The following is a 5,849-nucleotide window of genomic DNA, read 5'->3' as shown; positions in this document are numbered from 1 at the left end:
AAATCCAAGTCTATTTTGACACAACTGGCGATCGGTTTTCAAGGTTCATCGAAAATTTCTGGCCTCCACATCCATTTTTATGGCTATGGAACTGGGGCTATTTACCTATAACTGCATAACTCATGTTGTAATAAAGTTAATTATTTTTGTGAATTGAATAAAGGTACATGAGGTGAAAAAAAGTGATTGATGTTAACAGTTTTACCAACCCAAAGTCTTTGGCAGTAGTTGGAGCTTCCAAAACGCCTGGCAAAATAGGATATTCACTGGTGAATAATATTAAAAAGAGCGGTTTTACAGGTAAAATATTTCCTATTAATCCCAAAGAAAAAGAAATACTGGGATTGAACTGCTATAAATCTATTAGCGAAGTACCTGAGGATGTTGACACAGCAATCTTTGCAGTTCCGGCAAAAAAAGTTCTGGATACAGCTCGGGTATGTGGGGAAAAAGGTGTGAAGAACTTGGTTGTACTTACGGCAGGTTTTAAGGAAATAGGCCGTGAAGGGATGGAATTGGAGAAAAAATTTCTATCCATTTGCAAGAAGTATAACATGCGTATGCTGGGCCCCAACTGTGTTGGTTTTCTTGATACCCATACTCCGGTAAATGCCACTTTTTTAAAAAATTTTCCTCCCAAGGGTGAAATAGCTTTTATCTCCCAGAGCGGGGCAATGTTGGCTTCAATTTTAGACTGGAGTCTATCAGCAGGCATAGGTTATAGTAAAATTTTCAGTCTGGGAAACAAGGCCGATATGAATGAAGTGGACTGCATAAAAGAAGCTGCAGAGGATCCCGGTACAAAAGTAATTATTTGTTATCTTGAAGATGTATCATATGGGCATGAATTCTTAAAAGTTTCCTCAGAAGTTACCTGTAACAAACCAATTATAGTTTTAAAATCAGGTACCAGTCAGGCCGGCGCCAAGGCGGCTTCCTCTCATACCGGAGCACTGGCCGGAAGTGATCTCGCTTACAATATCGCCTTTGAAAAGTGTGGGGTATTAAGAGTTGATAGTATGTCCGAGTTGTTCGATTTGGCTACCCTCTTTGTTAACCAGCCGGTTCCCCAAGGGAATAGGGTAGCAATTATCACCAACGCGGGCGGACCCGGTATTATCGCAACAGATAAAATTGAGTCGAACGGTCTTTCTATGGCGCAATTGGCAAAAGAAACTATAGAAGAGCTTCGTCTGAACCTGCCTCCGGAAGCAGGTATCTATAATCCGGTGGATGTATTGGGAGATGCCAAGGCAGACCGTTTTGAGTTTGCACTGGGAAAAGTCTTAAAAGATGAAAACGTTGACAGCGTAGTAGTGTTGTTATGTCCTGTTGCAGTTACTCAATCCATTGAAACAGCACAAGCATTAATTGAGTTAAACAAAGCATATCCAGACAAAACCCTAATTGCAGCTTACATGGGCGGACAGGCATTGGCTGAAGGAGCAAAGATGCTTTCCGAAAACGGCATACCCAGTTTCACCATGCCGGAGCCTGCTATAGTAGCACTTGCCTGTATGTCAAAATACACGAAGATGAAAGAACGGGGTATGGATAAAATAATCAATGATTTTAAACCTGATCAAAAGACTGTAAAAGCTATTTTTTACGATGTAAAAAGAGACAATCGCCTGACTCTTCTGGGAAGCGAGGCTGCGGAGGTCATAGCCGCTTACGGTATAGCAGAGACTCCCATCAAACTGTCTCAAAATCCTGAAGAAGCTGCAGCAATGGCAGATAAAATGGGTTACCCGGTGGTACTCAAAGTTGCATCACCAAAAATACTTCACAAAACTGATGTGGGGGGGGTAAAGGTAGGAATAGAATCCTCCAGTGAAGTTAAAAGCGCTTATATAAATATCATGGAGAATGTCCACAAATATTTGCCCGAAGTTGTACCTTACGGCATTGAAGTTCAAAAAATGGTGCCTAAGGGAATAGAACTGATAGTAGGCATGATCAGGGATGTACAATTTGGACCAATGATTGGTTTCGGGCTTGGGGGAATTTATGTTAACTTGTTACAAGACGTTTCCTTCAGGCTTGCACAGGACTTAACAAACAGCGAAATAAAAGAAATGATTGCTGAGACAAAAGCATATTCACTAATGAAAGGCTTCCGCGGTGAGAAACCGGTCGATATCGAAGCTGTAAGTGAGGTAATTAAACGTGTGGCAATGTTGGCTGTTGACTTCCCAGAGATCATGGAAATAGATATTAACCCAATATTTGCATATGAGCATGGGGTAGCCGCCCTGGATGTAAAAATTACTCTATCGTGAGGCGAAATAGATGAAAAATCTTTATATTACAGGTGCGGCGGGAGGCGGCAAAACGACCGTTGCCCTGGGAATAGCATTAAAACTTAAAAAAGAAGGCTATAAGGTATCCTATTTTAAACCTGTGGGGAACAGGTTAAAGCTAAACGGCAGTGAAGATAATGATACCCTTTTAATGCGCGAGATTCTCAAAATGGAAGATGATGTAAAGATAATATCGCCATTTATAGCAGGTATATCTTACTTCTCTGGATTAAAAAACCAGGAATTTGCAATTGAAGGTATCAAAGAAGCATACAAGGTAGTAAATGCAGGCAATGATTTGGTAATTATTGAGGGTGCAGCTTTTCCATATGCAGGTGCGGCCTGCGGCCTGGATGCAGTCAACCTGGCCAGTCAGTTAAATGCTTTTGTTTTAAATGTAATTAAAATTAAGAATGACTTCAGTGTTGACAAGGCTATATTTCTAAACAACTATTTCACTGCCAAAGGGTTGAATGCTATAGGACACATTTTCAATAATGTTCCACGGCAGTTGCTTTCCAAAACCAAAGGTGTGTATCAACAAATACTTGAAAGTACGGGCTGCGAAAATTATGGAATAATACCAATGCGTCCCGAATTTGCTTCACCGACAGTTTCGGAATATTATGAGACACTTGGTGGTGAATTGCTTACCGGAGAAGATAAATTAGACCAGATTGTGGAGGAAGTCATTGTCGGTGCCATGACTACAGAAAGCGCCCTGCAGTATATGCGGCGCTTGGCAAATAAAGCAGTTATTATTGGAGGCGACCGGGCCGATCTGGCATTGGCTACCCTTGAGACTAATACCTCAGCGTTAATCTTAACTGGAGGTCTTTATCCCGATGTAAAGGTTGTTTCTCGGGCGGCAGAAAAGGGCGTCACCGTTATTTTGGTACGCGATGACACCTATACAACTATTGAAAAGATTTCTAAAGTTGCAAGACACATTCGTAGTGATGATACAACCGGTATTAATATAGCTGTGGAAAATATTGTACAATACTGTGATTGGCAAAAAATTATCAAGTCACTGGAAAACTAGTAACATAGCATTGCTTATCGGGGTAAAACTGCTTAACTTTATTAATGAGGTGTTTGAAATGACCTATTTTTAAAAACATATCCCCCATTAATGCATGGTAATGGACAAAACATAAGATGTGTAGAGGTAAATGAAAAGGCAATCAAGGTTAGTTCGATAGTGAATAAAGTTTTAAATGAAAATATAAAAAAAATCAAATATAGACCTGAAGACTTTTCTGTAGTAGTAAATGAATGGTTTGTAGATGGTGAATATATAGTTCAAAATGGAGATCTTGTAAGGATTATGCTTATTGGCATGGTTGGTTGATTGGCGATTGGTGACCAATCAAGAATCTATCTTAATTGAAAAGATGCTGGCTGAGTATTATACCTGACGAATATATTTATAGGGGTTATTATATGTCAAACTTGAATTTTTCTTTTCTTGTAGGGACAAAAGTTTTTTTCGGCAACGGAGTTGTTTATGATCGCCTAGCAGGAACGATCAAGGAAATGGGAAAAAGTAAGATTTTGCTTATAACTGATCCCGGTATCGTAAAAGTTTAGCTGAAGAAATTCAAGATTTACTAAGGAGTAGCGGCCTGTTAGTTGATATTTTTAGTGATGTGGATTCAGAACCGGGGTTTGCGACTGCAGGCAGAGTTACTATTTTAATGCGACTATTAGATACTGACTGTTTGGTTGCTCTAGGTGGTGGAAGTTTGATGGATGTTGCAAAAGGGGCACGGGTGCTTTTCGAAAACGGCGGCGAGATTGGCGATTATGTGGGAGAGAATAAAGTGATATTTAAGCCAAAAATACCGCTTTTGTCTATTCCCACTACGGCCGGCACCGGCAGTGAGGTTACTATTTTTGCAGTATTCACCGATTGTGGGCAAAACAAAAAAGTGACAATTGCCAGTGAATATCTGGCTTCTGATATAGCTTTTGTGGATCCTCTAATGATGATATCAGCCCCAGCAAGGATAACAGCTGCTAGCGGCATTGATGCCCTTTCTCATGCAATTGAGGCATACATTTCCACAATATCATCGCCCTATTCAGATACTCTAGCCATAAAAGCCATTGATTTAATAACTACTTATCTAGAGCCTGCAGTGGCAGACGGTAAGGACATTGTGGCTAGAACAAATGTTGCTTTGGGAAGTACACTGGCAGGGATGGCTTTAAATAATGCTTCCCTGGGATTGACTCACTCCATAGGAGCATCTTTGAGCGGGCATGTAAAAGTGAGTCACGGAGTAGCAATAGGCATTATGTTGCCTTATGTTATGGAATACAATTTAACTATAAATCCGTATAAATTTGCTGATTTAGCTTGTGCTATGGGAATGTCTTTTGAGGGTAAAACCTTGCATACAGTTGCCTCATCGGCTGTCCGGACGGTTAAAACACTTGTTAAAAATGTAGGATTGCCTACTCATTTGAGGGAAATTGGGATTTCGGAGGATTCGTTTGCTTCAATAACCGAAACTACATTAAAACATGACATGGTTAAATTCAGCCCGCGTATACCAACCGCAGAAGATATTTTGGTTATGCTTAAGAATGTATATTAATTAATTTTATAAGCCAATAAATAATATCATAATTAGGGCTTGCTGAATAGGTTCTGATTTTAAAAAACTGATTTTAGACAACCATATAAACAGTGCAATTTTGGCTCCCAAAAGCCTTCAAGATGGCGCATATAAAATGGTAAAAAAGAAACCGGAGCCGGTGTTCCAAGTTCATCACCAGGAACTGCAGTGCAATGACGCTTTCTGCTGTCTCTTTGAGGCGTGCCATAATTCTGGCCAGGCCGTATCTGCGCTTGCATACGCCAAAGCCACCTTCAACAGCGTTGCGCTCTCTCATATCCTGGCGTGAGATCTCCTTCGCTTGTTTGCTATCGACTGGACGACGCCCAAGTGGCGGCCCGCTCAGCCTGATGCCATGTTCCCTGCAGAAAGAGAGGTTCTCACGGTTACGGTATAACTGGTCTGCCAGAACTGCTTCCGGATAGTAACCATAGCGTTGCTTGTAGTTTTCAACCGCTTGTTTTAAGTCAAGACTTTCGTTGAAGGAATCCCAGCTAAGATGATCGATGAAGGCGTATCCATCCACCATGCTGATGGCCACTTTAGCCCCAAACTCGGTCTCTGCCCTGGCCTTGCCTCTTACTATTGGACGCACATGGGGCTGTGAAATACTGACTATACGATCATCGACCCGGTGTGTTTTTGTCTGGTACCTCTCTCGCTGCTGGGCGTAGAGGGTACGAATAGTTTCCAGTTCGCTAGACTGCCGGTTACTCAAATTGCCGTGCCCATCACACTTTAGAAGAAAATCAATCGTGTTAAGGTTCTGCGAAGGTATCCCAGCTGTTTACCGATAGCCTTTCGAATAGACTTTGCGAGTGGTTTTCGTTGTTTGGCTATTTTCAGATAGTCTTTTCTCGCCCGCTTGCGGTAGGTACGGGGCTTTTTGTCCAGTCCGAGATCTTGATTGTACAGGGTG

The 5,849-nt window shown here is 41.3% G+C and carries 4 protein-coding genes and 1 pseudogene; 4 read left to right on the top strand and 1 reads right to left on the bottom strand.

The annotated features are described in order from the left end of the window. Positions 1 to 182: 182 nt before the first annotated feature. The 4 genes from acs (at position 183) to Psfp_RS20550 (ending at position 4,909) form a co-directional block, all read left to right on the top strand. A complete protein-coding gene (gene acs, locus Psfp_RS20560; RefSeq protein ID WP_134220380.1) occupies positions 183 to 2,282 on the top strand; it encodes an acetate--CoA ligase alpha subunit in 2,100 nt (699 codons plus the stop codon). A 10-nt stretch (positions 2,283 to 2,292) separates the two neighbouring features. Continuing rightward, on the top strand, positions 2,293 to 3,348 hold the full coding sequence (locus Psfp_RS20555; protein ID WP_134220379.1) for a DRTGG domain-containing protein: 1,056 nt from the start codon (positions 2,293 to 2,295) through the stop codon (positions 3,346 to 3,348). A gap of 90 nt (positions 3,349 to 3,438) precedes the next feature. Then, positions 3,439 to 3,657, top strand: coding sequence for a hypothetical protein (locus Psfp_RS21370; RefSeq protein ID WP_153189571.1), 219 nt, complete (start codon positions 3,439 to 3,441; stop codon positions 3,655 to 3,657). Positions 3,658 to 3,904: 247 nt separating this feature from the next. Beyond that, entirely contained in the window at positions 3,905 to 4,909 is a 1,005-nt protein-coding gene (locus Psfp_RS20550; protein WP_134220378.1) for an iron-containing alcohol dehydrogenase, read from the top strand. Between the two features lie 73 nt (positions 4,910 to 4,982). On the opposite strand, the pseudogene Psfp_RS20545 reads toward Psfp_RS20550, so the two are convergent. Continuing rightward, positions 4,983 to 5,849: pseudogene (locus tag Psfp_RS20545) on the bottom strand (transposase); the annotation flags it as partial.

This window comes from Pelotomaculum sp. FP (assembly GCF_004369245.1).
GTDB classification, from domain to species: Bacteria; Bacillota; Desulfotomaculia; order Desulfotomaculales; family Pelotomaculaceae; genus Pelotomaculum_C; species Pelotomaculum_C schinkii.
The sequence above is the reverse complement of the archived record's forward strand: the minus strand, read 5'-3'. Positions and strand labels throughout refer to the sequence as shown.